Genomic DNA, 26,914 nt, shown 5'->3' with positions numbered 1-26,914 from the left:
TTTAATAGTTTTTGTTCTAACGTTTTTTAAGTATCAAAAAATTGTTATAATTATGGGTTATTCAGGGCGTGTCCTTAATCTGAACAAAAGCATCTGAATGGGCTAAAAATGGTTAAATATTGCCAAACTATGTCAAATAGCTGGTTGATAGCCTGATATTATCTGCGCTATTTTCCTTGTTCGACTGCAATTTACCTCATTTTTATCACCATTTTCAAAATAAGAACATGCCCTAACCAATTATGAACGACTTATCTAAGTCGTTATCTTCTTATAAATTCGACTGACGTTTATTTGCTGACTGTTTTCTTATTTGAACATAAGATATGGCAATCAGCAGCGTTATGAGTCAAGTGAGGCACACATGCAATACCCAAAACATTACGACGTGATAGTGATCGGCGGTGGTCATGCTGGTACAGAAGCTGCTCTGGCGGCTGCACGTATGGGCGCACAGACCTTATTGTTGACGCATAATATTGAGACGCTCGGGCAGATGAGTTGTAACCCTGCGATTGGCGGTATTGGTAAATCGCATTTAGTGCGTGAGATTGATGCGCTAGGCGGTGCAATGGCGCTGGCAACGGACAAAGCGGGTATCCAGTTTCGCGTACTAAATAGTCGTAAAGGGGCTGCCGTTCGTGCCACGCGTGCGCAAGCAGATCGTATCTTGTACAAAGCGGCTATCCGTCATACGCTAGAGAACCAGCCAAACCTAGATATATTCCAGCAAGCCGCTGATGATATCTTGGTAGAGAATGGTCGTGCAACGGCTGTTGTGACTTCTACAGGTATTGTCTTTAAGACCGAAACAGTGGTATTAACCTCAGGGACTTTCTTGGGCGGCGTTATCCATATTGGTTTAGAGAACTCAAATGGTGGCCGTGCAGGGGATCAGCCTTCTATCAAGTTGGCAGATCGTTTACGTGAGCTCAAGCTGCCAGTTGGTCGTTTAAAAACGGGTACGCCAGCACGTATCGATGCGCGTAGTGTTGACTTTAGCGTGATGACCGTACAGCCGGGTGATACGCCGTTGCCAGTGATGAGCTATATGGGTGATGTTTCTATGCATCCTGAGCAGGTCAATTGTTATATAACCCATACCAATGCGCGTACTCATGACATTATTCGTGAAAACCTTGACCGTTCACCAATGTTCTCTGGAAAAATCGAAGGCGTAGGCCCACGTTATTGCCCATCGATTGAAGATAAGATTCATCGCTTTGCGGATAAGGACAACCATCAGATCTTTATCGAGCCAGAAGGTCTGACCACGCATGAGCTATATCCAAATGGTATCTCGACCAGTTTGCCATTTGATGTGCAGTTAGACTTTATTCATAGTATGAAAGGCTTAGAAAACGCCCATATTACTCGTCCAGGTTATGCGATTGAGTATGATTACTTTGATCCACAAAACCTCAAGCCAACGCTTGAGACTAAGTCGATTGATCGTCTGTACTTTGCGGGTCAGATCAACGGTACGACAGGCTATGAAGAAGCGGGCGTACAAGGCTTGCTTGCAGGTACCAATGCGGCATTGGTCACTACTAATAATAGCGAGTTTGACACGTGGACACCGCGCCGCGATGAAGCGTATCTTGGGGTGCTTGTCGATGACTTGATTACCCACGGTACTACCGAGCCGTATCGTATGTTTACGAGCCGCGCAGAGTATCGTTTATTGCTACGTGAAGACAATGCAGATCAACGCTTGACTGAAACAGGTCGCAAGCTTGGCTTGGTTGACGATGTGCGCTGGCAGGCGTATCAAGAAAAAATGGAAGCTATCGCGACAGAAACCTCACGTCTAAAAGATATGTGGGCAACGCCTGCTAATGCTTTAGGTAAGCAAGTGACTGAGCAAACAGGTGAAGTGTTGTCTAAAGAGTCGACTGCCTTCGATTTGCTAAAGCGTCCGCAGATACATTTTGCTGATATCGCCGCTATAACTGACTCGACCGTTGATGCACAAGTGGGTGAGCAGATAGAGATTTCTGTCAAATACGCCGGCTATATCGATCGTCAGCAAGAAGATATTGATCAAATGAAGCGACTAGAAAATACGGCGCTGCCGTTAGACTTTGATTATAGTATTGTGTCAGGACTATCAAATGAGATAGTACAGAAACTTACGCAAGTTCGTCCTGCGACGCTAGCTCAAGCGGGACGCGTAAGCGGTGTAACCCCTGCTGCCATTCAATTGTTGGCGATGACGGTTAAAAAGCATAAAAAAGCAAAAGCTGCATTGGACTCATAATAGCTATGCAATAAAGCCTTTTATAATAAAGCACTTATAGTATAAAAAGCCCGTAACGACATTTCGTTACGGGCTTTTGTTTGTCAAAAAAACAGTCAGTTTTAAAAGAAAGTCACCTGTAACCTTGTCCTACTTGCTACTTTGTCTCTATACTAGGTCAGTAAATTTTCTTACTACTTGTTAATTTGTCTCGCTGATGTCCATATATTGATGGGCTTGTCACCGAACTGAGTCTACTTATGATTGATGCTATTGTTTTTGCTATTACCATTGTCTTACCCAACCTTGCCTTAATGTGGTTGGGTTTTTTTATGCAACGACGCGGTGAGGCAAGCCAAACTTTTATCGATCAGGCATCAAGTTTTGTCTTTAATTATTGCTTGCCGTGTTTATTGTTTTTTAGCGTGGTTGATAGCGACGTCGATTATGGTAAGCAAATTACGCTTATTCTTGTTGGTATCTTGGTGACGTTTATATTGTTTATTGGCGCAGAGTTTTATGCCAAACGCTTCGTCAAGCGTCCTGAAGACCAAGGTGTGTTTGTACAAGGCGTATTCCGTAGCAACATGGCCATCATTGGCCTTGCAACCGTGGCCAATGCTTATGGCGTACAAGGATTAAGTATCGGCGCTGTCTATATGGGCGTGGTGACGATACTGTTTAATATCTTAGCAGTCATTACTCTAAGCCGCGTATCCAAAAGCGTGGATGACACATGGGTTAGTCGCGGTACGATGATTGTGAAAAAGTTACTGACCAACCCTCTAATTTTGGCATTGGTTGGGGCATTCGTCTATAAAGCACTGCCATTGCCACCACTTACAGGGGTGATTCATACGACTGGCGACTTATTAGCAGCGGTGGCTCTGCCGTTAGCCCTGATCTGTGCGGGTGCTAGTATTAACCTAAAGTCTATGTTGCATCCTTCGGGCTTATCCATGCAGGCAAGTATTGGTCGGATTGTCATTGCACCATTGATTGCGATCGCTGTTGGGCTCGGGTTTGGGTTGTCAGGTGTGCATATGGGGGTGTTGTTTTTGATGGTAGCATCACCAACAGCTGCAGCCAGCTATGTCATGGCAAAAGCAATGGGTGGTAATGATGTATTGGCGGCTAATATTTTGGCATTTACCACTGTTGTCGGCATGTTTGGTATGGCGATTGGGGCAGCGACGTTACGTGCCCTTGGATTAATGTAATACAGATTTTATACTATCTTTAAATAAGTAAGTACTTTCGCCTTATCTAATTTTAACAGCATTAAAAAAGCCCTCTTTTCAAATAAGAAAAGAGGGCTTCTGGTATTAATCTAGCGTTCGCTATTACGCTTGTCTTCACGGCGCTGCTTGCGCTTTGGACTAGTACGATAGGTTAAATAACCACCGATAGCCATAACTGCAAGAAAGGCGACGATATACATAAATATCGACGAGCCAATCATGAGCGATGCACCGATAATGGGAGTTGCTTCCATGTCAAAAATCCAGTTAAGGTTCATCAATAATTATGCAAGTGTCTCATTTCATTGTAAAGTAAATAAGTTTAGCTCCGGTGTAAGTTCAAGTGAACGGATACGGGCAGCTTGGTCATATATATTGGCCGTCACAATCAGCTCATCTGGCTGATAGGTTGCCAAAAACGCAGCGAGTCTTGGTTTGACCGTGTCGACAGAGCCAATGAATGATACTGACAATGCATTGTCTACCATCATTTTCTCTGCTTGACTCCAGATACTGTCCATATCGTGGGTAGGCTTAGGCATTTGACCTGTTTCGCCACGACGCAGACGTACAAAACTCTGCTGTGCTGAAGTAAAATGATACTCGGCGGTCGCATCATCATCAGCCAGCAATAAGTTTGCAGCTAGCATCACATAAGGCTTATCTAGATAGACAGACGGTTTAAACTGTTCACGGTAAGCCTCAATTGCTTGCCCAAGCATTTGCGGGGCGAAGTGAGAGGCAAACACATAAGGTAGTCCTAAATGTGCAGCCAAAGTCGCACCAAATAGAGAAGAGCCTAATATCCAAATCGGTATGCCTGATTTTGCGCCAGGGAATGCCTGTACAGGGCTGCCATCTGTATCATTACCTAAGAAATACATCAGCTCTTGCACATCTTGTGGAAAGCGTTCGGCATCTTTCATTTGTCGACGAAGTGCCTGAAACGTCGCACCATCAGTACCAGGTGCACGGCCTAGGCCTAGGTCCACACGGTCACCATATAATGCCTGCAAAGTACCAAACTGCTCAGCAATCACGAGAGGGGCATGGTTCGGTAGCATAACGCCGCCAGCACCAATACGGATACGGTCGGTTTTACTACCGATATGCGATAGTAGTACTGAGGTGGCTGCACTGGCGATGCCCGGCATATTGTGATGCTCTGCCATCCAGTAGCGGTTTAAGCCTGATTTTTCTGCTTGCTGCGCGGTTTCCACTGTTTGGGCGATGCCTTCAGCGATGGTTTTGCCTTGAGGTACAGGCGCAAGATCTAAAAAAGATAAAGGGATTTTATTACTCATAAATGTTCCAGTAGTGTGTAAATTATTTTCTACTGATATGCTTATAGACAGTGGTAGTTTCAAGTGCCGCTAGTCACTGTTAATGAATCATAACAAAGTCAGTTAACTATGTTTTTAAGCTCGCTTAACAATTATTAAGGTGTATTTATAAAGGTTATCTTTGGTCAAAATAAGCGATAAATAAACCATAAGTAGGTCATAACAGAACTTCGCGGCATTACACTATGGCATTAGAAAAAGAAGGCATTAAAAAAAGCAGGCAACCTAAGTTACCTGCTTTTCTAATTAGTCGATTATAAGATAATGATAAGTTCAATAATCACTATCTTAAGAACCAAATGCAACATTATTTATCTTGGTCACCAAGCTTATAAGCTAAGACATAATCACCAATGGTTGTGCCAACTGAACCATGACCACCTGCGACCAATACGACCATTTGCTCACCTTTAGAGTTCAAGTAAGTCATTGGCGTGGCTTGACCACCTGCTGGAATACGGACATTCCATAGCACGTCGCCATTTTTCAAATCATAAGCTCGGAAGTTGTTTTCTGTCGCCGCTGACAAGAACGCGACGCCACCTTTGGTGATGATAGGTCCACCGATACCAGGTACGCCTAGCTCCAGTTTGATAGGAATAGGAGACAAGTCTTGTACCGTACCATTTTTGCGTTGATAAGCAATATCACCTGTGGCTAGGTCAGCACCAGCGATCGTGCCCCATGGTGGCTGCTGACATGGCACGCCTAATGGTGACAAGAAGGGACCTAATTCTACTGCATAATCTGCCCCTTCATTGGCATTGACGCCTTGCTCGCCTTTATTGGTCTCTGCATCGCCCAACGTATCTCTAGGAATGAGTTTTGAGGTAAATGCCAAGTAAGTCGGCATACCAAACATCACGCCATTCTCAGGATCGACTGCAATACCGCCCCAATTAAAGGTACCAAAGTTACCAGGATAGACCAAGCTACCATTGGTTGATGGCGGGGTATAGCGACCATCATAGTTGAGCTGATTGAACTCAATACGGCACATCATTTGATCGACGAGACTGGCACCCCACATGTCTTTTTCAGTCAGTGGTTCAGGCTCAAAGCTCAAGCCAGAATAAGGCTGAGTTGGCGCTGCGTGCTCTCCCGCTATGAGATAGCCTTGCGGTGCAGGACGTTCTTTAATCGGTACAATAGGCTCACCCGTTGCGCGGTTCAAGACGTATACATCACCTTGTTTGGTTGGTACAACTAGCGCAGGCTGTACACCATCGGCCGTATCTAGATCAAGTAAGGTTGGCTGCGCAGGCGTGTCCATGTCCCAAAGGTCATGATGGACAAACTGCTGAACCCAGCGTGCTTCACCAGTCTCGATATCTAGAGCGACAACAGACGTTGCATACTTTTCTTCAGCGGCATTTCGGTAGCTACCTAGCTGATCCGGTGTGCGGTTACCCATAGGGAAGTAGGCCAATCCAAGCTCTTCATCGGCAGTAGCGACTGACCATGAATTTGGCGAACTGGTCTTATAAGTTTGGGTTGGATCATTGACATCGAAAGGTGCTGTATTGTCAGGATCACCTGAGTCCCAGTTCCAAAGAAGCTCACCGGTATTGACATCATATGCACGGATCACACCAGAAGGCGAGTTGACGTCATAGTTATCATTGACAGCACCAGCGACGATGATAGTATCACCCGCGATGACTGGTGGTGACGTCGAGTAATAGTAACCTGCTTGATTGAACGGCATGTTATGCATCAAGTCTAATGCACCATCATCCCCAAAGTCTTGGCAGCGTTGCCCAGTATTTGGATCGAGTGCATACAACTTCGCATCAGACGTTGGGATAAATATCTTGGCATCGCATTGCTTAGATGCATTTTCAAAGGTATTACCAGCAATTTTCTGTACTTGCACGGGGCTGGTCGCTTGACCCGCATAATAAGATACGCCGCGACAGGTTTGGTGCTGACGTTGTAAGTTTTCCTCTACTTGAGGATCAAACTTCCACAGCGTCTCACCAGAGTCGGCATCTAGCGCTAGTACCCAGTTGTGAGGGGTACATAAGTATAAACCGTTGCCAATCTTTAATGGTGTTGCCTGATAAGTGGTCTCACCGACATCGTTAGGACCTTTGACATCACCTGTTTGGATTTGCCATGCTAGCTCTAAATCTTTGACGTTATCGGTATTGATTTTATCTAGAGGTGAGTAGCGCTGACCATAATCAGTACGACCATACGCGCTCCATTCGCCATCTGGCGTTTGCTGACCGTTTGATAACGGGTCACCAAGGTTGGCTGAGGTCTCATCTGAGCTGACGTTTTGCTCGTCATCATTTGCAGCAGTCAAGTTAAGCTCACCGAGTTTGTCAGTGGCATTATTAGCTAGACTACCAAAAGAGAGTAGTGCACCTACGATTACGCTTACGAGCAGTCCCCAATAATACAGAGGGCTTTTCTTAACGTTGTTTATAGTTGGTGTGCTATTTGAAGCTACTTGAGTTTTAGGCCCACGCATTTTGTTGGATACCCATGGCAATAGCATGAGCAAACCAAATATAAGCGGGAAGCCAACTCGAGGTGCTAGCGCCCACCAATAGAACCCAGATTCCCAAAGTGCCCAAGCCATGGTCGCTACGATAAATAGCGCATATAACCCGTAAGCACTCCAGTGTTTTTTGAACAATAAAAAAGCTGTCGTTAGTATAATGACGCCAGCAATGAGGTAGTAAGGACTACCGCCTAAGGACAATAAATAAGCGCCGCCAATGAGTAGAGGGGCGGCAAAAATTGCCATAATGATCGCTACGAATTTTTCCATGAGCGGTATCACCTGTTTACAAAAGAGCAAGTTAATATGTATTGATATTTAGTCGCAAATCAATTTCATTCGACCAAATATCAATACAAGTGTGAATAATATATAAAAGAAACATTGAATAACGTTCTAGAATCTATTTTATCATCCACAGCTCAGTCTAGTAAGGGTGAGCAAGTCTGAGATACTTTATTTAACAAATGCTCATTAATTTGCAAATTGTTTTTGGCATAGCTCCATGAACGCACGTCCATATTGACGGATTTCTGCGTCATCACGTACCGCCATCCAACTGGTAAAGCGACCAAAATGATCGACGGGGATGGCCGTTAGGTTTTGATAATGGCTTGGCTCAAATGCCATTTCTGCGATGATACCAATACCTAGGCCTAGACCGACATAGGTGCTGATCACATCGGCATCGAGCGCCGCTAATACGATATCCGGCTCTAACCCTGCTTCATCAAATGTCTTGTCAATCGCGCCGCGTCCTGTAAAACCACCGTGATAAGTCACAATCGGATAGCTGGCAAGCGTGGGCAGATCAATAGACTCTTGACTAGCCAGTTCGTGATCACTTGGTACGATAACGCGATGCGTCCAGTCATAGTAACGATAGCATCTAAGATAATTATTATGCAGCAAGGACTCAGTGGCAATACCGATATCGGCTTGACCACGGATGACCATCTGAGCGATGGTCTCAGGATCTGCCTGTTGTAAAATCAAATTTACTTTTGGGAAACGATCTTTGAATTCTTTAACCACTTGCGGCAGTACATAACGCGCTTGAGTGTGAGTGGTGGCAATCGTCAACGTACCGATATTAGGATTATTAAAGTCTAAACTTAGGTTTTCAATGGTACGGATTTCAGCAAAGATAGACTCGATATGAGGCATAAGCGCTGTGCCCATAGTGGTCAGCCCCGTCAGGCGTTTGCCTTGGCGCACAAATACTTCCGTCTTTAACTGATTTTCTAGCGCAGCAATATGCTTTGATAAGCTTGATTGACTGGTATGTAGCACGGTCGCCGCTTGGCTTAAGTTATAACCGTTAATCACCGTATGCCATACTGTTTCTAGCTGTTTGAGCTGAATCTGCAAATGCCGTTGGTTGACCACTACGTCGATTGCCATAACTTAATCCTATTGTATAAATATACAAACCTCGTCTGTATATGAAAGTAAAAATGTCTGAACATACAGTAATAAAGTAGTGTAAAACAAAGCTATTATTCTCGTATATAATAAATAGCTATCAATTTATGATAATTATGAATATAGAATTTGTATTTTGCAATGCTAAAAAATTATCCGTTCCGTAAACGCTGTCTAGTCAGTGAAGCCATTTGATCTAACAACTCATAAAGAGCGGTCATTATTAAGCATAAAAAACTAAGCATAAAAAAACAGCTACCTTCTGAAAGATAGCTGTTCGTTAGTTATAAAGTTATTTACTACTGGTAATTAGTTGATACTGACCAACTTCAAACTTGGTTTATTTTGCAATATCAAAGCGATCTGCATTCATAACCTTGTTCCAAGCACGGACGAAGTCACGAACGAATTTCTCTAAGTTATCATCCTGCGCGTATAGCTCAGCATAAGCACGTAATATAGAGTTAGAGCCAAATACCAAGTCTACACGGCTTGCTTGCCATTTAACGTTTCCTGTACCACGTTCACGTACTTCGTAGCTATTAACAGTATTGTCTGCTGCTTTTACAGGGTGCCATGTGTAATTCATGTCTGTTAGATTGACAAAGAAGTCATTGGTAAGCACGCCAGCACGTTCAGTAAAGACGCCATGTTGGCTCTGACCGTGGTTGGTATCAAGCACTCGCATACCACCAAGCAATACGACCATCTCAGGTGCTGTCAATCCCATTAGCTGCGTGCGATCAAGCAGCATCTCTTCCGGTGATACCGCATAGTCGCCCTGAATCCAGTTACGATAGCCATCATGTAGTGGTTCTAAATCAGCAAAAGACTCAGCGTCAGTCATTTCGGCGTCAGCATCACCGCGACCTGGATTAAACGGTACAGTAATATCTACGCCTGCATCGTTTGCTGCCTGTTCGATAGCGGTGTTGCCAGCCAACACAATAAGGTCTGCCAAGCTAATGTCTTTATCAAAGCCAGACTGAATGTTGGTCAATGTCTCAAGTACACGCTGTAATTGTTCTGGCTCGTTGCCTGCCCAGTCTTTTTGTGGAGCTAAACGGATACGTGCACCGTTGGCACCGCCGCGATAGTCGGAAGCGCGGAAGGTACGAGCGCTGTCCCATGCTGTAATGATCAACTCACGACGACTAATGTCACTGTCTAAAATCTGTGCTTTTAGCGTTGCAATATCATCAGCAGTCAAGTCCGCATTACCTGTAGGAATAGGGTCTTGCCATACAAAGTCTTCGCTCGGTACATCAGCACCTAAATAACGAGACTTCGGTCCCAAATCACGGTGAGTCAGTTTGAACCACGCTCTAGCGAATACTTCATCAAAGTACTCTGGGTTGTTATGGAACTTTTCTGAAATCTCACGATAGATAGGATCTTTAATCATCGCCATATCAGCATCAGTCATGATTGGGTTGCGGCGTACACTTGGATCATGCGCATCTAACGGACGATCTTCTTCCTTAATGTCGACAGGTTCCCACTGCCACGCACCAGCTGGACTCTTAGTCAACGCCCATTCATGGTTGAACAACAAATCAAAGTACTCATAGTTCCACTCAGTTGGATTCGTGGTCCAGGCGCCCTCGATACCACTTGAAACGGTATCACCTGCATTACCCGTGCCGTTAGGGTTGCGCCAGCCTAGGCCTTGCTCTTTGATGTCAGCACCTTCTGGCTCATCTTCTAGTATCGTTGCATCACCATTACCGTGACACTTACCAACGGTGTGTCCACCCGCTGTCAAAGCAACCGTCTCTTCATCATTCATCGACATACGACCAAACGTAGTACGGATGTCTTGTGCGGTTTTGATTGGGTCAGGATTGCCATCAACACCTTCTGGGTTGACATAGATCAAACCCATTTGCACAGCAGCTAAAGGATTTTCTAATGATTCGCGCTCTTCATCACTGTCGTAACGGTTTTTGGTAGCAGCTAGCCATTCGCGCTCAGAACCCCAATAGATATCTTTTTCTGGATGCCAGATATCAGCACGACCACCAGCAAAACCTAGAGTTTTAAAACCCATAGACTCATAAGCCATGTTACCTGCCAAAATCATCAAATCAGCCCAAGACAATTTATTGCCGTATTTTTTCTTGATTGGCCACAATAGACGACGGGCTTTATCAAGGTTGACGTTATCTGGCCAGCTGTTCAATGGTGCAAAGCGTTGGTTGCCAGTATTAGAACCGCCGCGACCATCAGAACGACGATACGTACCAGCTGAATGCCATGCCATACGAATCATCAAACCACCATAGTGTCCCCAGTCAGCTGGCCACCATTCTTGCGACTCAGTCATTAGGTTTTTTAAGTCAGTCTTGACCGCTTCTAGATCTAGCTGTTTAAAAGCTTCAGCATAGTCAAAGTCTTCACCCATTGGGTCAGTCTTTTTGTCTTGCTGATGCAATATGTCTAAGTTTAGTGCGTTTGGCCACCAATCTGTCGCAGCAGAAGCAGTGGTAGTATGTGCCTGATGCATAACAGGGCAGCCACCCATGCTAGGACGCTGAGGCTCATGCGAGTTATCAACGTTTTCGCTATGGATCGTTGGGCCTTGACCATCACCCTGATCATAGGTTGTGTTAGTAGGCGCATTATTATTGTTGCTTTCGTGATCTACAGGACAACGAGCAGCATCTGGGGCAGTGTTTTTGTCGGTGGTGTTATTGGTTGAGTCGGACATGGTATAACTCCTAGGCTATGATAATCGAAAGAACAAACCGTGAATCTCGGTAGTCGTTGTTTATGTACAAAGCATAACTAAGCTGAGTGGATTTATAAAACTAATATATAAGAATTATAAGTTTTAAATTACAAATCATAAAATGCTTGATGTTTTGTTTATCTCAATCATTATTAACGCCCTTGCTTATCATCGCCAGTTAAGAGTAAACCAATAGAGTGCACCTAACCAATCAAGCCTGCGTCAGTTTTACTACTACCTTTATATTACCTATAAATAATGTCATTGTCAGACATCCTTCAAAATAGAAATTAGCAATAAAAAAGAGAGCTAAGATAACCTTGGTAAAACACTGCGGTTTTTTGCGTTACTATTAAGAAATATAAGCGATTGTACATGGCCTGCAATCGCTAAGTTAATGCAAAAACATCTAGTCAAGATAAAGGTTCTCAAGTACCATAACTGGATTTTGTTGTAATCATAATATTGGTGCAACGTAGAGCAATTTTTATCGATCCTTTTGTCGATAACTGATTCTAAAGATTGATAAAAATTGTGCGCGGTTGTGTTCTTTGTCTGAATTGTTGGTGAGTTATTATGTCTGCTGTCAAATCTGTACCGCCCAATCAACCAATTGCCAAAAAGTCATGGGGCGAGGCTACAAAAGCTTATCTCGATCCTCGTGTCATTATTATGCTGTTTTTGGGGTTCTCAGCGGGTATACCTATTCTGCTGATTTTCTCAAGTCTGTCGCTATGGCTGAGAGAAGCAGGTATTGATCGTAGTGTCGTCACTATGTTCAGCTGGGCGGCACTGGGATATTCGTTCAAATTTATTTGGGCGCCATTGATTGATGCGCTCCCTGTGCCGTTTTTGACCAAGTGGCTAGGGCGTCGTCGTAGTTGGATGGTGGTATCACAGTTGCTTATCGTGCTGGCTATTTTTTTGATGGCAAGGGTAAACCCTGTCAGTGAAGATGTCTTGGTTTATATGGCAGGCGCAGCCGTGTTGCTCGGGTTCTCTTCTGCGACGCAAGATATCGTGATTGATGCGTATCGTATTGAGCTTGCGCCGCCGTCTATGCAGTCTATTCTGTCCTCTATCTATGTGTCAGGCTACCGTATTGGTATGATTGTCGCAGGGGCAGGCGCGTTATATTTGGCTGATTATTTCGGCTCAAATGAGACGTTTTATAGTTATGAAGCGTGGCGCAACACCTATTACATCATGGCAGGGGTTATGACGTTAGGCGTATTAACGACGTTTGCCAGTTATGAGCCAACCGCTGAGACCCTGCAAAGTAAAAAGCAGAAGGGTAACTTAAAAGTATTCCTGATTTATTCTGCGCTGCTGCTTATCCCAGGCCTACTGTTCGGTGTTATTTACCTGATTAATATTTTGATCAATACAGTATTTGATAGCACAGTGGCCTTGATACCACTAATAATAATGCCAACGATTAAATTTTACTTTTTAGCATTGGTCGCGTGCGCGCCATTGTTATTACTGTACTTTATTATCAATCAACCAAAAATCATTAACAAAGCCCCGTTGGTCGCTGAAACTCGTGAAGACTACGTCAGATTAGTAGCGTTGTTTGTTTTTTCAGTGATTGCCTTTATCGCTGCTTATATATTGATGGGACAGGTCCTGCCCGAGTTTGAAGGCGCGTTTTCTAGCTTCTTTGTAGAAACCTTGCACTTATTAGTAAGCCTAGGCGCGGCGATGGCAGCAGGTTATGCCCTGGTACAAGTAGGACTGGTAAAAAAAGAAGTGGCCATGGCAACATGGATCGAGCCTGTCTTAGATTTTTTCCGACGTTATGGCAAAAAAGCCCTGCTGCTATTAGCCTTGATTGGACTATACCGTATCTCAGATATCGTCGCAGGCGTGATCTCCAACGTCTTTTATCAAGATATGGGCTTTAGCAAAACAGATATCGCCAATGCCGTAAAACTGGTCGGTGTGATTATGGCAATTGCAGGTGGCTTCTTGGGCGGGATTTTGGCTCAGCGTTTCCGTATCATGCATGCCATGATGATAGGCGCGATTTTAGCGTGTGCGACCAACCTGTTGTTTGTGGTATTGACATATAACCCAGGTAGCCTGCCAATCATGTATATGGCAGTGATATTTGATAACTTGGCTGCGGGCCTTGCGAGTGCTGTATTCATCGCTTTCTTATCAGCACTAACCTCGATTCGCTTTACTGCTGTACAGTATGCGATTTTTTCCTCATTGATGACCCTGATACCAAAAGTGATGGGTGGCTATTCTGGTGCTATCGTCGATAATATGGGTTATCCATTTTTCTTTATCTTTACCTTTGCTATCGGTATTCCAATTCTGGCACTGATTTACTTTGTCGATAGACATATTGTCATTGGCGATAACGATGATATTTACGGTGATGACAATAATGATAGCAGCGGCGGCAATGGGATAGGTGACAAGCTAAGTAAAACCAATCCTAACCTGACCGATACCAAAGAGCCACCACGAGCATCAGAGTAGGCTAAGCAGTATTTTACCTTTATCCATTCACTGTTTTTTAAGAGTTATCTATGACCGTATCAACCATTCGTCAAATCAAGCAGCAGATTCAACAACTGACGAATGGTGATACTGATAATCAGCTACCGTCATTTTGGTTAACTGATTGGTTATTGCATGTCATTGACAAGCCTGCGATAGCGTTGATGACGGATGAAAATTACCAGCTCACTGATAGTGAGGTCGCACGTTTCAATGACGGTGTGAATAAGATGCAGCAAGGCATACCGCTTGCGTACCTAACCGGACAGCAGGAGTTTTGGTCGCTTAGCTTTAAGGTAAACGAGCATACTTTGATTCCTAGACCCGATACCGAAGTACTGGTCGAGCAGGTATTAAGCTGGATAAACGTTCAGCCAGTGCAACTCAATAATAAGCGATTGTTAGATTTGGGGACAGGGTCAGGTTGTATCGCTATCAGTCTTGCCTATGAGTTAAAGCACGCTAATTGGCAAGTCGTGGCGGTTGATTTATCGTCAGAGGCGCTTAAGGTTGCTCAGCACAATGCCATGAGCAATAATGTTGCCAATGTTGAGTTTGTCCAAAGCAGTTGGTATCAAGCGTTACCTACTAACGATGAGCCGCAGTTTGACGTGATTGTGTCAAACCCTCCGTATATTGACGAGACAGACGAGCATTTGGCAGGTCTAACAGCTGAACCGATCAGCGCCTTGAGTGCACCCAATCAGGGCTTGGCTGATATCGAACATATCGTCCAGCACGCAACAACTTATCTCTGTACAGGTGGGTTATTAGCTATTGAACATGGCTATGATCAAGGGGATGCGGTTCGGCAGCTGTTTCTAGACAGTGGGTTTGAGTCAGTACATACCGTAAAAGATTACGGTGGTAATGATCGTGTCACGCTAGGGCAAGTCCAGTAGATAGTCTTTTGATAGTAGATTTCTTTGATTATAGGTTGTAGATGAATATGGTAGAAGAGATGGTACAGCTATCGGATGATGAGCTGCTGCGTTATGCTCGGCAAGTATTATTAGACGGTTGGGATATGGACGCTCAGCTGCGATTAAAGACAGCACGTGTGGTCGTAATAGGGGCAGGCGGCCTTGGCTGTCCTGCGTCTGAGACATTGGTACGTGCTGGAGTGGGTCACGTCCATCTGATTGATGATGACGAGATTGAGGCGAGCAATCTACAACGGCAAACGCTGTTTTTGCCAGAAGATATTGGTCAGTCTAAAGCACTGACCGCAGCGCATATGTTAGAGTGCATCAATCCCTTGATAAAGACTTACGGCACAGTCGCACGATTAAATGAAGACAACGCTTATGAATTGCTCGATATAGCAGCAGGCAAGCCTGACTTACTCTTAGACTGTACGGATAATTTTGCCACGCGCGACATCATCAATCGTATTAGTGTACGCTATCAGATTCCGCTATTATCTGCCTCAGCGATTGCTATGCAAGGGCAGTTAGCACTGTTCGAACCTCAGCTCGATACAGGTTGTTATCATTGCGTATTTGGCTCCGTAGTGCTCGACGAAGCCGCTGACGAACGTACGTGTGCCAATTCAGGAGTGCTGGCCAGTACCACTGCCGTCATGGGGAACCTGCAAGCCAATGCCGCATTACAATATTTAGGATTAACCAAAAATCCACTGACAAACAAGCTGCTCATATGGGATGGTAGTCAAATGCAGCAACGGCTAATGGGCTATCGAAAAGACCTGCAGTGTCCTGTCTGTAGCAGTCCTATAGTCAACTCTCTATAAATTGGATAAGGTGTCAGGCTTGCTTAGTCTACGAGTTGTAGTACTTTCACTCGCCTTCCTTGCATCCAAATTATATTGAACCGACTATAACTGTGTAATCTGATTTTAACGCATTTTTATATTGTATTGCCTATCTTCAAACATCCTTCTTATTACCATAGTTGTTTTTTATGAAAATTCATCGTCCGCATTTATTAAAGCATACTTTTAATGTCATGAACCGTGTTCGTCAAACAGCGAGCGTGGCAGGTCTGTCTGCGCTAAGAGTGGCAAAAGGTGAGAAACCTGACGCGATGCTACTCAAAGAAACCTTTGAGCAGTTAGGTACGACTTATATCAAAATCGGTCAGTTCATCGCCAGTACGCCGTCATTGTTTCCACGTGATTATGTTAAGGCTTTTCAGAGCTGCTTGGATCAAACTACGCCATTGTCTTATGCTTATATCGAGCAAGTGCTAAAAGAAGAGCTAGCGACTGATGGCAGGACGCTTGATGATACATTTGCGCATATTGACTCAGAGCCATTAGCATCAGCTTCTATCGCTCAAGTGCATGCAGCTCGTCTGCACAATGGTGATGAAGTGGTGCTAAAGGTACAAAAGCCTGGCGTCGAAACCATCATGCAGACCGACTTGGGTGTATTACATGGCGTGACCAAGCTACTTGAGATCCTGATGCCATCGATGAAGTTTGCGAGTATTGCGCCGATTATTGATGAGATTCGCCTGCGTATGCTTGCCGAGACGGACTTTATCGCTGAGGCGCAAAACATCCGCGATTTTCAACAGTTCTTAGCGGTATCAGGCAATACTCGTGTTGTTGCACCAGCTGTCTATGAAGAGCTGACCACCAAGCGTGTGCTAACGATGAGCCGCCTATATGGCGTTTCTATGGTCGATGAGTCACTCATGCGCCAATACTGTGCAGATCCTGCCCAAGTTATGGCAGATACTTTGAACACATGGTTTGCCAGTCTTATGCTGTGCAATAGTTTCCATGCTGATCTGCATGCGGGCAATCTAATGCTATTAACCGATGGCCGTATTGGATTTTTGGATTTTGGTATTGTCGGTAAACTCAAAGCTGAGAGCTGGCGTGCATGTATGGGCATGATGCAAGCCATGCAAGACAGTGATTATCAAGCAATGGCTCGCCATATGATTGATATGGAGATGACACATGGTGGCAATAAAGTCGATGTGACTGCATTAGGAAATGACTTGCAGCGTATGATGACAACCATCATGGCAGAAGATAAGACCTTTACCAGTGGTGTACCGTTTAATAGTAAAGAACAAGCCGATGAGCTCAATAAAATGATGCTTGAGATTGTCGAAGTTGGCAAACGTCATGGTATTCATTTCCCACGCGACTTCGCTCTATTAACCAAACAGATGTTGTACTTTGATCGGTTTATGCGTACGCTAGCTCCAGACATGGACATGTTTAGCGATCAGCGGGTACAAATGCTAGGACAGGATACAGTAGAGACGCCAGCGTTAGATGTATCATAGTTTTTCTAGTACTTTATGACGAATTAATATATCTAATAACTTCTCTATGTCTGCGTTTATTTATTACTGCTTCTGACTGTCTAACACAAAGGATTGTGTGCTAATTGCCGCAAAAATGGCTCTGTCATGATGACTGCTTTTAAAAGCCGTATGATCCCGACGATTACCAATGAAGCTGCCATTGCCTGTATCGGTATGTACTGCATGGCAGTCGTTATGGGTTATGGTCGCTTTCTTTTTACCGCCACCTTACCTGATATTATGGTGCAATTGTCGCTATCAACGACGATTGCAGGCTGGCTGGCATCAATCAATTATATCGGCTACTTTATCGGTGCGCTTATTGCTATGTTTGTGCCTCAGCGCTCAACGTGGCAGGCCATGACGCTGTGGGCGATTATTAGTGTTGTCACAACAATGCTACTAGTCATACCAAATATGTCGCTCACGCTATGGTATATCATTCGCTTAATCGCAGGTATTGCAAGTGGCGTGGCGATGATTCTAAGCTCATCTTTTGTGATTCAAAACCTTAGCCCTGAGCGCCGTTCTGTATTGTCAGCAGTCCACTATGCAGGTATTGGCGTTGGCATTAGCGCTTCTGCCATAGTGACGTGGTGGCTATTAAAGTTAGGCTATCACTTCGATGTAATTTGGCTAGTCGCAGGCGTCACCAGTTTACCGCTCGTATGGCTACTGTATGCAGTAAAACCAAGACGAGTACAGACTGTTGATTCGCAACAGATTGATGCCAAACAACACGTGTCAGTGCACCAGACCTATTTAAACTTTAAACGCTCCTTATATGAAGCCATCTCTGGGCACCATAAAGCGCTTGCTTTACTTTTTGTCAGCTACGTACTGGCAGGGTTTGGTTATATTAGCTCAGCAACTTTTTTGCCCGTTATGGCAGCACAACGTCTAACAACACAGACGTATGCTGGACTCATGATTTGGTTGGTCGTCGGTATTTTTGCGATGTTGTCAAACCCCCTATGGGGCGCGCTTGCCAAACGTATCGGTGAGATAAAAACCTTAATGGGGCTGACGGTATTGCAAGCATTTGGGATGTGCTTGCCAATATGGTTTGATGGTGCGATTGGGCTATATGGCAACGCTGCGATTTTAGGATTGACCTTCGTCGGTATGGTATCGATGACACTGACTTTATTTAAAAATATCAATCCTGCCTATTCTAATTTACTGATTGCTCTAGCGACGTTGGCCTATGCATTGGGGCAGTTTTTAGGACCTTTGGTGACAGTGGCGCTGGCAGGGCAGGATAGTAATTTCAATGCAGGGTTGCTTGTCGCTGCTATCGGATTAATGATCGGATTTGTACTATTGGTATGGTTTCGTCGACAGTCGCCAAAGACCGCTTAGATCGTCTAAACCATACTGCGGCTAAATACTTCTCGTAATTCAAAACTGGTATGAACTTGGGCCACGCCTTCGATACGATTGAGGCGATGCAATAAAAACTCTTCGTAATGTGTCATATCACGTACCCTGACCTTAATCAGATAGTCTTCGGTGCGGCCTGTAACAATACTACAGCTAATGACTTCCTCAAAGCTCTGAACTTTGCGTTCAAACTGCTCAAAACGTTCTGCTGTATGTCGATCCATGCTAATAGCGATAAACACGGCTAGCGGATAGCCAAGTTTTTGTGCATCGGTTTTGGTATGGTAGCCAGTGATTATGTTCGCATCTTCTAAGCGCTTTATGCGACGTGCGCAAGGAGTAGCAGACAGGTTGACACGTTCAGCGAGTTCAGTAATGCTCATACGCGCCTGCGTTTGCAATAAGCGTAGCAATTGTCTATCTATCTCGTCTATATCTGCAGTCCCTGTACTATCAATATGATTGTCTGGCATTTTTCAAGCCTTAATAGTGAATTTATTCGATTATAATATCTAAATTGTGTTTTTCCACTAAAATAACAGAAAATAAAGTAAAAGAAAGCAGGTTTCTCTCTGTTAAACTTTGATATTATTATGGTATGAACACTAGTTATCTCATATGATAAATACTGATCTAATCAACAGCTAATCGCCTAGCTAAATATATAAATAACCATATCATCTAAGGATTGATTATGTCTGACCAAGCCACGCACACTGCAGCCACAGGGACTGCAAAGATTACACCAAAAAGTGCCGCTTTTGACTTCCGTAAATACCGTCCATTTGCATTTGCGCCATCGCTGCCAGATCGTACTTGGCCAAGCAAGACGATTGAGAAGTCACCGATATGGGCAAGTGTGGATCTGCGTGATGGTAACCAAGCACTGATTGATCCGATGACCATTGAACAAAAAATGCGTTTCTTTAAGACCTTAGTAGATGTTGGTTTTAAAGAGATTGAGATTGGTTTTCCGTCAGCGGCGCAGGTAGAGTTTGACTTTGCGCGTAAGCTTATCGAAGAAAACCACGTACCTGAAGATGTAACGCTACAAGTATTGGTACAAGCACGCGAGCATTTGATTGCCCGTACTTTTGAATCATTGAAAGGTGCGAAACGTGCGGTTGTCCATGTCTATAACTCAACCAGCCGTGTACAACGCGAAAAAGTCTATGGCAAAGATAAAGCTGAAATCAAAGAGATTGCGATTGCAGGCGCCAAGCTATTACAAGAATATGCAGCAAAGTATCCTGAGACAGATTGGGTGTTTCAGTACTCGCCAGAGAGCTTTAGCCAGACAGAAACTGAATATGCTGTAGAGGTTTGCGATGCTGTGTGTGACGTGTGGCAACCACAGAATGGTCAGGAAGTTATTTTTAACTTGCCAGCGACGGTCGAAGCATCTATGCCCAATGTCTTTGCTGATCAAGTAGAGTACTTCTGCCGCAATCTAGCCCAGCGTGAGCATGTGATTGTGAGCTTGCATACTCATAATGACCGTGGTTGTGCGGTAGCAGCAGCTGAGTTAGGTGTGCTTGCAGGTGCAGATCGTATCGAAGGCACATTGCTTGGTAACGGTGAGCGTACAGGTAACATGGACATCATGGTCATGGCCATGAACTTGTTTAGCCAAGGTATCGATCCTGAGCTTGATTTTAGCAATATGAGTGAAATCGTACAGGTGGTGAGCGAATGCAATAACTTACCATTGCACCCACGTCATCCTTATGTAGGCGAGTTGGTCTTCACGGCATTTAGTGGCTCACATCAAGATGCTATCAAAAAATCTCTCGACTACAATGAAAGCAATCAGAGCGAAACAGACAATGTTTGGGACGTGGCTTATCTACCCATTGATCCTGCGCATATTGGTCGTAGCTACCAAGATGTGGTACGTATCAATAGCCAGTCGGGTAAAGGCGGCGTCGCATATATCTTGCAGCGTAATTATGGCTTTAACTTGCCACGTTGGATGCAGATTGACTTTAGCCGTGTGGTACAAAAGCAAGCTGAAGCGGCTGCACGCGAGTTGCAGAATGATGAAATCTTGCAGACCTTTGAAGATACTTACTTGCAGCAGGGTAAGTTTGAACTACTAGACTATAGCGTCAACAATAAAGGCGGCGCGGTTTACTTTAGTGGTCAAGTACAAATGAATAGCGACACCATCGATATTGATGGTACTGGTAACGGCCCATTGTCATCGTTTATTGACGGACTTGCACAGCATACGGGCAAATCCTTGCATATTATTAACTATGCAGAGCATGCGATTAACCCGCATCATAACAGTGGTAATGGTATCGATGATGATACCAATAGTGATAACAAAACCAATGCCAATGCTGCCGCTTACATTCAGTTAAATGTCGATGGCGAGGTATACTCTGGCATCGGTACTTGCAGCAGTACAGTATCAGCCATGCTAAAAGGGGCGTTATCAGCTTTTGCTCAAGCGCTAAATACAGAAGCTGCTTAATATTAAGTAGTCATTAATATCACGCAAAATTCTGTATGCTAATAACGCCATCGCTCCTTGTCTCTAGCAAGTAAAGCAATGGCGTTATTTTTTGCTATAAATACCTATGATATTCCGACTACAGGTTTATGAGCAATAGCATAATGTTACTTGTGTTTTTGGTGTCTAAGACTTACGCTAATGTATATATTAAAATATTATAAATAAAAGGTTAATTATGGAACCTATCTCATTTGCTTCATTCACGCTAGCATCTATTTTGGCTTCGTTGCCTGCGAACGGTGAGGCTATTACCAAGCCGACCATCACCACTCATATTAGTCCAGCCATCGCCGGACAGTGGGAAATAGACTTGGACAGCAGCACTCATTCTACTCACGCTATGATGACCAAGGAAGCGGAAGCTAACCAGTCAGTATTAAATAGTGCGCAAAAGCCTAACAGTGTAGAGCCTAAGGTGATGACGGGTATGGACGGCGGCGTACTGACTCAAAGTGAAGAGCGGGTCCTAAACATTCAACCAACTACTAGTAAGAACTTACTTGCATCAGTTGGTCAGTCTAACCAGTGCCGCGAGCTATATAACTTTGGTGCGGATAATGAGATGTGGTCTGTCAGTGGCAAAGAGTGGACATACGGCCGCTATCTGGTCACCCATCGTGAAGAAGGACTGCCAGTTATTGCGATCAAGACTGTTTATGATAATAATGAAGTAGATTGCTCAGGCAATCAGATCGACCAGACTGATGAAGCGTTGATTGCATTTATTAATCATGATGGCAATCAGATGCAATGGTGCGCTGATCCTGATGGTAACGAGTGCTTTATGAACTTCAATAGAGTGTTGCCATAATTAGATATGCTCGTTGTATTTTACGTATGATTGACAGCTTATTGATGACATAAAAAAGCCGCTATTAATATAGCGGTTTTTTTATGTGCTGTTTTAATTAAAGTTGCGACTAAATTTAATAAACTTAGCGAACTCTATAAGTAGTTCAGCTTACGAGTCTTTTTTAGCTTTATTCGCAGTCAGCAGCTCTCTTTCGAGGTAATGAATGTTTTGCGCTTCACGAGTGAAGTTATCATCCGCCAAAATTACATCACGATGCAAAGGTATATTGGTTTTGATACCTTCGATAATCAGCTCATCAAGGGCATGTACTGTCTTAGCAATAGCTTGCTGACGAGTTTGACCATGACAGATCAATTTACCAATCAATGAATCGTAATAGGTCGGTATCTCATAGCCAGGGTATAGATGAGAGTCAAAGCGAATACCAGAACCACTTGGTGTGAACAGTTGGCTGATAGTGCCCGGGCAAGGTACGAAAGTCGCTGCATCTTCGGCATTGATACGACATTCGATCGCATGACCTTGGATCTCAATCTCACTTTGACGATAAGACAGGCCGTAACCAGCTGCGATTTTGAGCTGCTCGACGACAACATCAATACCAGTAATCATCTCAGTCACTGGATGCTCAACCTGTACACGAGTGTTCATTTCAATAAAGAAAAACTCGTTATTTTCAAATAAGAATTCAAACGTACCAGCACCGCGATACTTAACAAGCTCGCAAGCTTTTACGCAAGCTTTTAAGATTGGCTCACGTACATCATCTGGGATGTCTGGAGCAGGTGCTTCTTCTAGTACTTTTTGATGGCGCCGCTGTAATGAGCAATCACGGTCATATAGATGGATAGCATTACCATTACCGTCACCCAACACCTGTACTTCTACGTGGCGCGGGTTCTGTAGATAGCGCTCCATATAGACAGTGTCGTCACCGAACCAGAGCTCAGCTTCTTGCTTGGCCGCTTGTACCTGACCAATTAGTTCATCAAAGCGTTCAACCACACGCATACCGCGTCCACCGCCGCCAGAAGCCGCTTTAATCAATAGTGGGAAGCCGATATTGCGGGCTTGCTCTTCAGCATTATGCAGAGTCACAGCGCCAACTGAACCAGGTACGGTTGGAACGCCAGCTTTTTTCATAGCGTTGATGGCAGAAACTTTGTTGCCCATAAGGCGAATATGATCAGCATTAGGACCAACGAAGGTCAATCCTGCTTCTTCTACTTGTTCAGCAAATTCAGCATTCTCAGACAAAAAGCCGTAACCGGGATGGATAGCATCTGCACCAGTGATTTCAGCAGCAGTTAAGATGGTATTGATATCAAGGTAGCTTTGGTTAGCATTAGGCTTGCCAATACAAATTGCCTCATCAACAAAGCGCAAGTGCATCAAGTTGGCATCAGCAGTAGAGTAGACACCTACCGTTTCGATACCTAGCGCTTTACAGGCGCGGACGATGCGCAGGGCAATTTCACCTCTGTTGGCAATGAGCAATTTTTTTATCATGGGTTCATCCTTGTCGAAGCGTCAGTCATTGACTGAGTTTCGATACATAGCATCATGTTATTTAGCATTGACGCGGTATATATACCAAAAGTCAGCCATAATGAAATAAAGTATGGCAAATATCGTTACGCTTTATAGCGTATGACAGGTTGACCGAACTGTACGACTTCAGAGTTATCTACCAAGATTTCGTCAACAATACCACTTTGAGTCGCTTCAAGCGGGTTCATGATTTTCATGGCTTCGATAATACCTAAAGTATCACCTGCCTGAACCTTTTGACCGACTTTCACAAATGGTGGGTCATTAGGGCTTGGTGCTGAATAGAAAACACCAACCATTGGTGAAGACTCAACGCTACCCGCTTTTTCGGCAGGTTTGCCTTCAACAGCGGCAGCAGGAGTAGCGCTCGCAGCCATCATAGTTGGCGCAGGCGCGTCATAGTGACGAGTTAAGCTAATATGCTCGTCGTCAGAACTGATTTCTAAATTAACCAGTTCACTTTCTTCCATAAGGGCGATGAGGGTGCGTATTTTTTCAATATCCATAGTTTTTATCTGGCCTTGTACTAAATTCGAGAAATAGTGTAACTAAATATTGTCTAATTAATTGCTAATGATACCTAGATTCAGGGCAATGAGCAATCAATGTACAGTTGTTAACTGAGAATTTTTACATATTTTGACGTAAGCCATCTTTTTAGTAAGAAAATATCTACGATTTTTCATAGTCTGTATGATCAAATGACGCTAATAATAATTATAAAACGCAATCCATGAGCAATTAGCTCAACCCCATAGTATAGTTAAGCGTTTTTGCTGATAGCGTAGACGCAAAGTAAGTAAAATAGATGATAAGAATAAACCCGTAATTAACGCCATCCAAAATCCTTGTGCGCCAACGTCAGTGAAACGCACCAGATAGACGCCAAGTGGTAGGGCCACTAACCAATAGCAGAAGAGCGTTACCCACATCGGTATGGTGGTATCTTGCATACCGCGCAATATACCAGCGACGTTAACTTGCCAGCCATCAAACAACTGATAAGCAAGTGCAAAGATAAGCAAATGCATAGACTGAGCTCTAACCTCTGGGTTATCCGTGAATGCTGCTGCCAGTTCTGGTCTGAATAGCCATATTCCAAGCATACAGGTCAAAGCGATCAATACGGTCCATACCAGTCCAGTAGCTTGCACTTGGCGCAGTGCCAATAGGTTTTTTTGACCAAATCGATTGGAGACCATGATAGTGAGCGCCATGGCGACAGATATCGGTATCATAAATAGCTGTGAGGTCACTGACAGCGCCACTTGATGTGATGCTGTTGCTAGCTCACCCAATGGACTGATAACGAGTGCGCCTAAGCTAAATAAACTGGCTTCAAAGAAGATAGAGATACCAATAGGAATACCAAGTTTCAACAGTTTTTTAATCTGTGTACGATTAGGGCTAGAGAAGCCATAAAAAAATCGCGTGATCACAAATTCGCGACGGTTTGTGAAGCTAGTATAGGCAGCCAATAATAGGACATTTATCCATAACACCAATGCTGTCGCCACCCCGCAGCCTGCACCGCCCATTTCTGGCATGCCAAATAACCCATGAATAAAAATATAGTTCAAAGGAATATCTGCAAGCAGGCCAATGATACTAATGACTGTCACAGGCTCAGGACGACCCAATGCCTCGCAATAACTGCGTAGTACGGCATATACAGCGAGCGCTGGGAAACCAAAGGACACGCCATGTAAATATTGCGTCGCTATCGGCTGAATGTTTTCTGGGACACCCATAATGCCAAGAACATTGGGAGCTAAATTAACAATGATAAAACCGATAATGCCAATAACACCTGCGGTCCATAGAGACTGCTGCGTGATATGCGGTACTTGGCCGTGCTGGTCTTGACCAATTGCTTCACCAATCAGAGGCGTGGTTGCGATAAGCACACCTGTGGCCAATAAAAACAGCGGTAGCCAAATACCAGACCCAACGGCTACCGCCGCCAAATCAAGCGCTGAGACTTGACCTGCCATGATGGCATCAACCACGCCAAGTGCGGCTTGGCAAAACTGAGTAATTAAGATAGGGAGGGCAAGTATGCCTAAACGTAAGCTGTAGCTTTTAAAATCTTTGAAAGACAATGGAAAAACCATGGTAAGCAACTTTTTATTCTTTGCGGTAATTGTTATTAAGGTAGTTATTATTAATAAACAAACACTGCTATCAATCGATTAAGATTGACGCAGCAAGGAGAGAGTAGTGCCGACGATAATACTCCGATAAATAATATGAGCAAGCTTATAATGTTGCATAAGTAGATAGGCAGAGTATGAAAATAAAAGTAAAGACACTAAAATAAAAATAACCCGTCGATCCAAGTAGTGGATTGACAGGTCATATACATAGTAAGATGGTAAAGAAGCCACACTATGATGTCAACGCTTTAGCGCCGCTATGCAGGCATTAATCTTAGGTTTTTTGTACTCTGTTTCATAGCTGATGGACTATACAATAGCCAACTCAATGAGTTTAATCCGGCAGCAACTCAAGTGTCTCCGCCATATCCATAATCGATCGCCAATGTTTGGGCTCTAATGAAATCACTGTTAATTGCTGACAGCCTTTCCTCAATAATAACGAGTCTTCCAAAGTTGGCAAAAACTTTAGCTCTGATAGTGGTAACACCTCTGTAAAAGCTTGCTCAAAGGTGAGATCGACCATATACCAGTGAGGTTCCTTTTCAGTCGCAATAGGATCATAGTGACGATGCTCAGGGTGAAATTGAGTAGGATCAGGATACCCTGCTGTAGTGACTGTCATGATACCAGCGACTCCAGACGGCTTGGCGCTAGAGTGATAAAAGAACACTTTGTCACCAACTTTCATATCATCACGCATAAAGTTACGCGCACGGTAGTTGCGAACGCCGTCCCAACCGTCGGTGCCCAAGCGTTGCAAATCTTCAATACCAAAAAATTTAGGGTTGGATTTCATTAACCAATACGCCATATATTTGTCCTTCGATTTTTTATTTATTTTTCAATTCGTTCTTAAAATTATCGAGGTTTTTATTAACTCACTTTCAAACTTGTCTTGAATAGTTTATCTTAAAAAAGCAAAGAGGACTCCACCTGACATTAGGGTGGAGGTGAATTTCGCATCACTGGTTAGCCTCGCTGGTTCTGAATGTATTGCTTAATAATATCTAGTGGCGCACCGCCACAAGAGCTTGCAAAGTAGGAGCGTGACCAAAGCACAGGCTTGGAATAAGCTGCTCTTAAATCAATAAAATCACCCCTCATTCGTCTACTTGTGACTGACTTCAAGTTATTAACCAATTTGCTTAATTGCACCGTTGGCGGGTACTGGATAAGCATGTGGATATGATCTA

The 26,914-nt window shown here is 44.0% G+C and carries 20 protein-coding genes; 9 read left to right on the top strand and 11 right to left on the bottom strand.

Annotated features, from left to right (window positions below):
• The first annotated feature begins 364 nt into the window (after positions 1–364).
• Positions 365–2,260: a tRNA uridine-5-carboxymethylaminomethyl(34) synthesis enzyme MnmG gene (gene mnmG, locus CXF61_RS05780; protein ID WP_165597497.1), complete on the top strand. Its 1,896-nt coding sequence runs from the start codon at positions 365–367 to the stop codon at positions 2,258–2,260.
• A 239-nt stretch (positions 2,261–2,499) separates the two neighbouring features.
• On the top strand, positions 2,500–3,459 hold the full coding sequence (locus CXF61_RS05775; protein WP_165597496.1) for an AEC family transporter: 960 nt from the start codon (positions 2,500–2,502) through the stop codon (positions 3,457–3,459).
• Positions 3,460–3,569: 110 nt separating this feature from the next.
• On the opposite strand, the gene CXF61_RS05770 is transcribed toward CXF61_RS05775, so the two are convergent.
• From CXF61_RS05770 to katG, 5 genes are all read right to left on the bottom strand, one after another.
• Positions 3,570–3,734 (bottom strand): hypothetical protein, encoded by a 165-nt coding sequence (locus CXF61_RS05770; RefSeq protein ID WP_156410686.1) that lies wholly within the window; start codon positions 3,732–3,734, stop codon positions 3,570–3,572.
• Between the two features lie 48 nt (positions 3,735–3,782).
• Positions 3,783–4,784, bottom strand: a complete 1,002-nt coding sequence (locus tag CXF61_RS05765; RefSeq protein ID WP_102092171.1) for an LLM class flavin-dependent oxidoreductase — start codon at positions 4,782–4,784, stop codon at positions 3,783–3,785.
• Positions 4,785–5,130: 346 nt separating this feature from the next.
• The gene (locus CXF61_RS05760) at positions 5,131–7,605 is read right to left on the bottom strand and encodes a membrane-bound PQQ-dependent dehydrogenase, glucose/quinate/shikimate family (RefSeq protein WP_165597495.1); all 2,475 of its coding nucleotides are present in this window, start codon (positions 7,603–7,605) and stop codon (positions 5,131–5,133) included.
• A gap of 204 nt (positions 7,606–7,809) precedes the next feature.
• A complete protein-coding gene (locus CXF61_RS05755; RefSeq protein ID WP_057759664.1) occupies positions 7,810–8,739 on the bottom strand; it encodes a LysR substrate-binding domain-containing protein in 930 nt (309 codons plus the stop codon).
• Between the two features lie 361 nt (positions 8,740–9,100).
• The gene (katG, locus tag CXF61_RS05750) at positions 9,101–11,284 is read right to left on the bottom strand and encodes a catalase/peroxidase HPI (protein ID WP_165597513.1); all 2,184 of its coding nucleotides are present in this window, start codon (positions 11,282–11,284) and stop codon (positions 9,101–9,103) included.
• A gap of 783 nt (positions 11,285–12,067) precedes the next feature.
• Here katG and CXF61_RS05745 point away from each other — a divergent pair.
• From CXF61_RS05745 to CXF61_RS05725, 5 genes are all read left to right on the top strand, one after another.
• Positions 12,068–13,984, top strand: coding sequence for an AmpG family muropeptide MFS transporter (locus CXF61_RS05745; protein ID WP_165597494.1), 1,917 nt, complete (start codon positions 12,068–12,070; stop codon positions 13,982–13,984).
• A 50-nt stretch (positions 13,985–14,034) separates the two neighbouring features.
• On the top strand, positions 14,035–14,907 hold the full coding sequence (prmC, locus tag CXF61_RS05740) for a peptide chain release factor N(5)-glutamine methyltransferase (protein WP_165597493.1): 873 nt from the start codon (positions 14,035–14,037) through the stop codon (positions 14,905–14,907).
• Between the two features lie 47 nt (positions 14,908–14,954).
• The gene (locus tag CXF61_RS05735; RefSeq protein WP_413775329.1) at positions 14,955–15,758 is read left to right on the top strand and encodes a HesA/MoeB/ThiF family protein; all 804 of its coding nucleotides are present in this window, start codon (positions 14,955–14,957) and stop codon (positions 15,756–15,758) included.
• A gap of 170 nt (positions 15,759–15,928) precedes the next feature.
• Positions 15,929–17,272, top strand: coding sequence for an ABC1 kinase family protein (locus CXF61_RS05730; RefSeq protein WP_165597491.1), 1,344 nt, complete (start codon positions 15,929–15,931; stop codon positions 17,270–17,272).
• A 126-nt stretch (positions 17,273–17,398) separates the two neighbouring features.
• Positions 17,399–18,655, top strand: a complete 1,257-nt coding sequence (locus tag CXF61_RS05725) for a YbfB/YjiJ family MFS transporter (RefSeq protein WP_165597490.1) — start codon at positions 17,399–17,401, stop codon at positions 18,653–18,655.
• Between the two features lie 5 nt (positions 18,656–18,660).
• Here CXF61_RS05725 and CXF61_RS05720 read toward each other — a convergent pair whose 3' ends face one another.
• Positions 18,661–19,149 (bottom strand): Lrp/AsnC family transcriptional regulator, encoded by a 489-nt coding sequence (locus tag CXF61_RS05720; protein WP_102092178.1) that lies wholly within the window; start codon positions 19,147–19,149, stop codon positions 18,661–18,663.
• Positions 19,150–19,370: 221 nt separating this feature from the next.
• Between CXF61_RS05720 and leuA the strand changes: the two genes are divergently transcribed.
• Together leuA and CXF61_RS05710 are read left to right on the top strand one after the other, a co-directional pair.
• On the top strand, positions 19,371–21,155 hold the full coding sequence (leuA, locus tag CXF61_RS05715; RefSeq protein ID WP_165597489.1) for a 2-isopropylmalate synthase: 1,785 nt from the start codon (positions 19,371–19,373) through the stop codon (positions 21,153–21,155).
• A 217-nt stretch (positions 21,156–21,372) separates the two neighbouring features.
• Complete coding sequence (locus CXF61_RS05710) at positions 21,373–22,008, top strand: hypothetical protein (protein ID WP_165597488.1); 636 nt, start codon at positions 21,373–21,375, stop codon at positions 22,006–22,008.
• Between the two features lie 150 nt (positions 22,009–22,158).
• Here CXF61_RS05710 and accC read toward each other — a convergent pair whose 3' ends face one another.
• The 5 genes from accC to tnpA all read right to left on the bottom strand — a co-directional run.
• The gene (accC, locus tag CXF61_RS05705) at positions 22,159–23,520 is read right to left on the bottom strand and encodes an acetyl-CoA carboxylase biotin carboxylase subunit (protein ID WP_057759692.1); all 1,362 of its coding nucleotides are present in this window, start codon (positions 23,518–23,520) and stop codon (positions 22,159–22,161) included.
• A gap of 125 nt (positions 23,521–23,645) precedes the next feature.
• On the bottom strand, positions 23,646–24,068 hold the full coding sequence (accB, locus tag CXF61_RS05700) for an acetyl-CoA carboxylase biotin carboxyl carrier protein (RefSeq protein WP_165597487.1): 423 nt from the start codon (positions 24,066–24,068) through the stop codon (positions 23,646–23,648).
• Between the two features lie 240 nt (positions 24,069–24,308).
• Positions 24,309–25,676, bottom strand: a complete 1,368-nt coding sequence (locus tag CXF61_RS05695; protein ID WP_165597512.1) for an MATE family efflux transporter — start codon at positions 25,674–25,676, stop codon at positions 24,309–24,311.
• 376 nt (positions 25,677–26,052) lie between these two features.
• The gene (locus CXF61_RS05690; protein ID WP_165597486.1) at positions 26,053–26,532 is read right to left on the bottom strand and encodes an EVE domain-containing protein; all 480 of its coding nucleotides are present in this window, start codon (positions 26,530–26,532) and stop codon (positions 26,053–26,055) included.
• A 158-nt stretch (positions 26,533–26,690) separates the two neighbouring features.
• On the bottom strand, positions 26,691–26,914 hold a 224-nt coding region (gene tnpA / locus CXF61_RS05685), incomplete at its 5' end, for an IS200/IS605 family transposase (RefSeq protein WP_165597485.1).

It is taken from the genome of Psychrobacter sp. 4Dc (genome assembly GCF_002836715.1).
GTDB lineage: Bacteria > Pseudomonadota > Gammaproteobacteria > Pseudomonadales > Moraxellaceae > Psychrobacter.
Note: the sequence above shows the minus strand (reverse complement) of the source record. Positions and strands in the feature narration are given on the sequence as shown.

Excerpts from the sequence above, each read along its gene's own strand:
- leuA (WP_165597489.1), top strand. The coding sequence starts at position 19,371 with ATGTCTGACCAAGCCACGCACACTGCAGCCACAGGGACTGCAAAGATT.
- CXF61_RS05720 (WP_102092178.1), bottom strand. The coding sequence starts at position 19,149 with ATGCCAGACAATCATATTGATAGTACAGGGACTGCAGATATAGACGAG.
- CXF61_RS05745 (WP_165597494.1), top strand. The coding sequence starts at position 12,068 with ATGTCTGCTGTCAAATCTGTACCGCCCAATCAACCAATTGCCAAAAAG.
- CXF61_RS05760 (WP_165597495.1), bottom strand. The coding sequence starts at position 7,605 with ATGGAAAAATTCGTAGCGATCATTATGGCAATTTTTGCCGCCCCTCTA.
- CXF61_RS05690 (WP_165597486.1), bottom strand. The coding sequence starts at position 26,532 with ATGGCGTATTGGTTAATGAAATCCAACCCTAAATTTTTTGGTATTGAA.
- CXF61_RS05775 (WP_165597496.1), top strand. The coding sequence starts at position 2,500 with ATGATTGATGCTATTGTTTTTGCTATTACCATTGTCTTACCCAACCTT.
- katG (WP_165597513.1), bottom strand. The coding sequence starts at position 11,284 with ATGGGTGGCTGCCCTGTTATGCATCAGGCACATACTACCACTGCTTCT.
- accC (WP_057759692.1), bottom strand. The coding sequence starts at position 23,520 with ATGATAAAAAAATTGCTCATTGCCAACAGAGGTGAAATTGCCCTGCGC.
- CXF61_RS05755 (WP_057759664.1), bottom strand. The coding sequence starts at position 8,739 with ATGGCAATCGACGTAGTGGTCAACCAACGGCATTTGCAGATTCAGCTC.
- CXF61_RS05710 (WP_165597488.1), top strand. The coding sequence starts at position 21,373 with ATGGAACCTATCTCATTTGCTTCATTCACGCTAGCATCTATTTTGGCT.
- CXF61_RS05735 (WP_413775329.1), top strand. The coding sequence starts at position 14,955 with ATGGTAGAAGAGATGGTACAGCTATCGGATGATGAGCTGCTGCGTTAT.
- accB (WP_165597487.1), bottom strand. The coding sequence starts at position 24,068 with ATGGATATTGAAAAAATACGCACCCTCATCGCCCTTATGGAAGAAAGT.
- CXF61_RS05695 (WP_165597512.1), bottom strand. The coding sequence starts at position 25,676 with ATGGTTTTTCCATTGTCTTTCAAAGATTTTAAAAGCTACAGCTTACGT.
- prmC (WP_165597493.1), top strand. The coding sequence starts at position 14,035 with ATGACCGTATCAACCATTCGTCAAATCAAGCAGCAGATTCAACAACTG.
- CXF61_RS05725 (WP_165597490.1), top strand. The coding sequence starts at position 17,399 with ATGATGACTGCTTTTAAAAGCCGTATGATCCCGACGATTACCAATGAA.
- CXF61_RS05770 (WP_156410686.1), bottom strand. The coding sequence starts at position 3,734 with ATGGAAGCAACTCCCATTATCGGTGCATCGCTCATGATTGGCTCGTCG.
- CXF61_RS05765 (WP_102092171.1), bottom strand. The coding sequence starts at position 4,784 with ATGAGTAATAAAATCCCTTTATCTTTTTTAGATCTTGCGCCTGTACCT.
- CXF61_RS05730 (WP_165597491.1), top strand. The coding sequence starts at position 15,929 with ATGAAAATTCATCGTCCGCATTTATTAAAGCATACTTTTAATGTCATG.
- mnmG (WP_165597497.1), top strand. The coding sequence starts at position 365 with ATGCAATACCCAAAACATTACGACGTGATAGTGATCGGCGGTGGTCAT.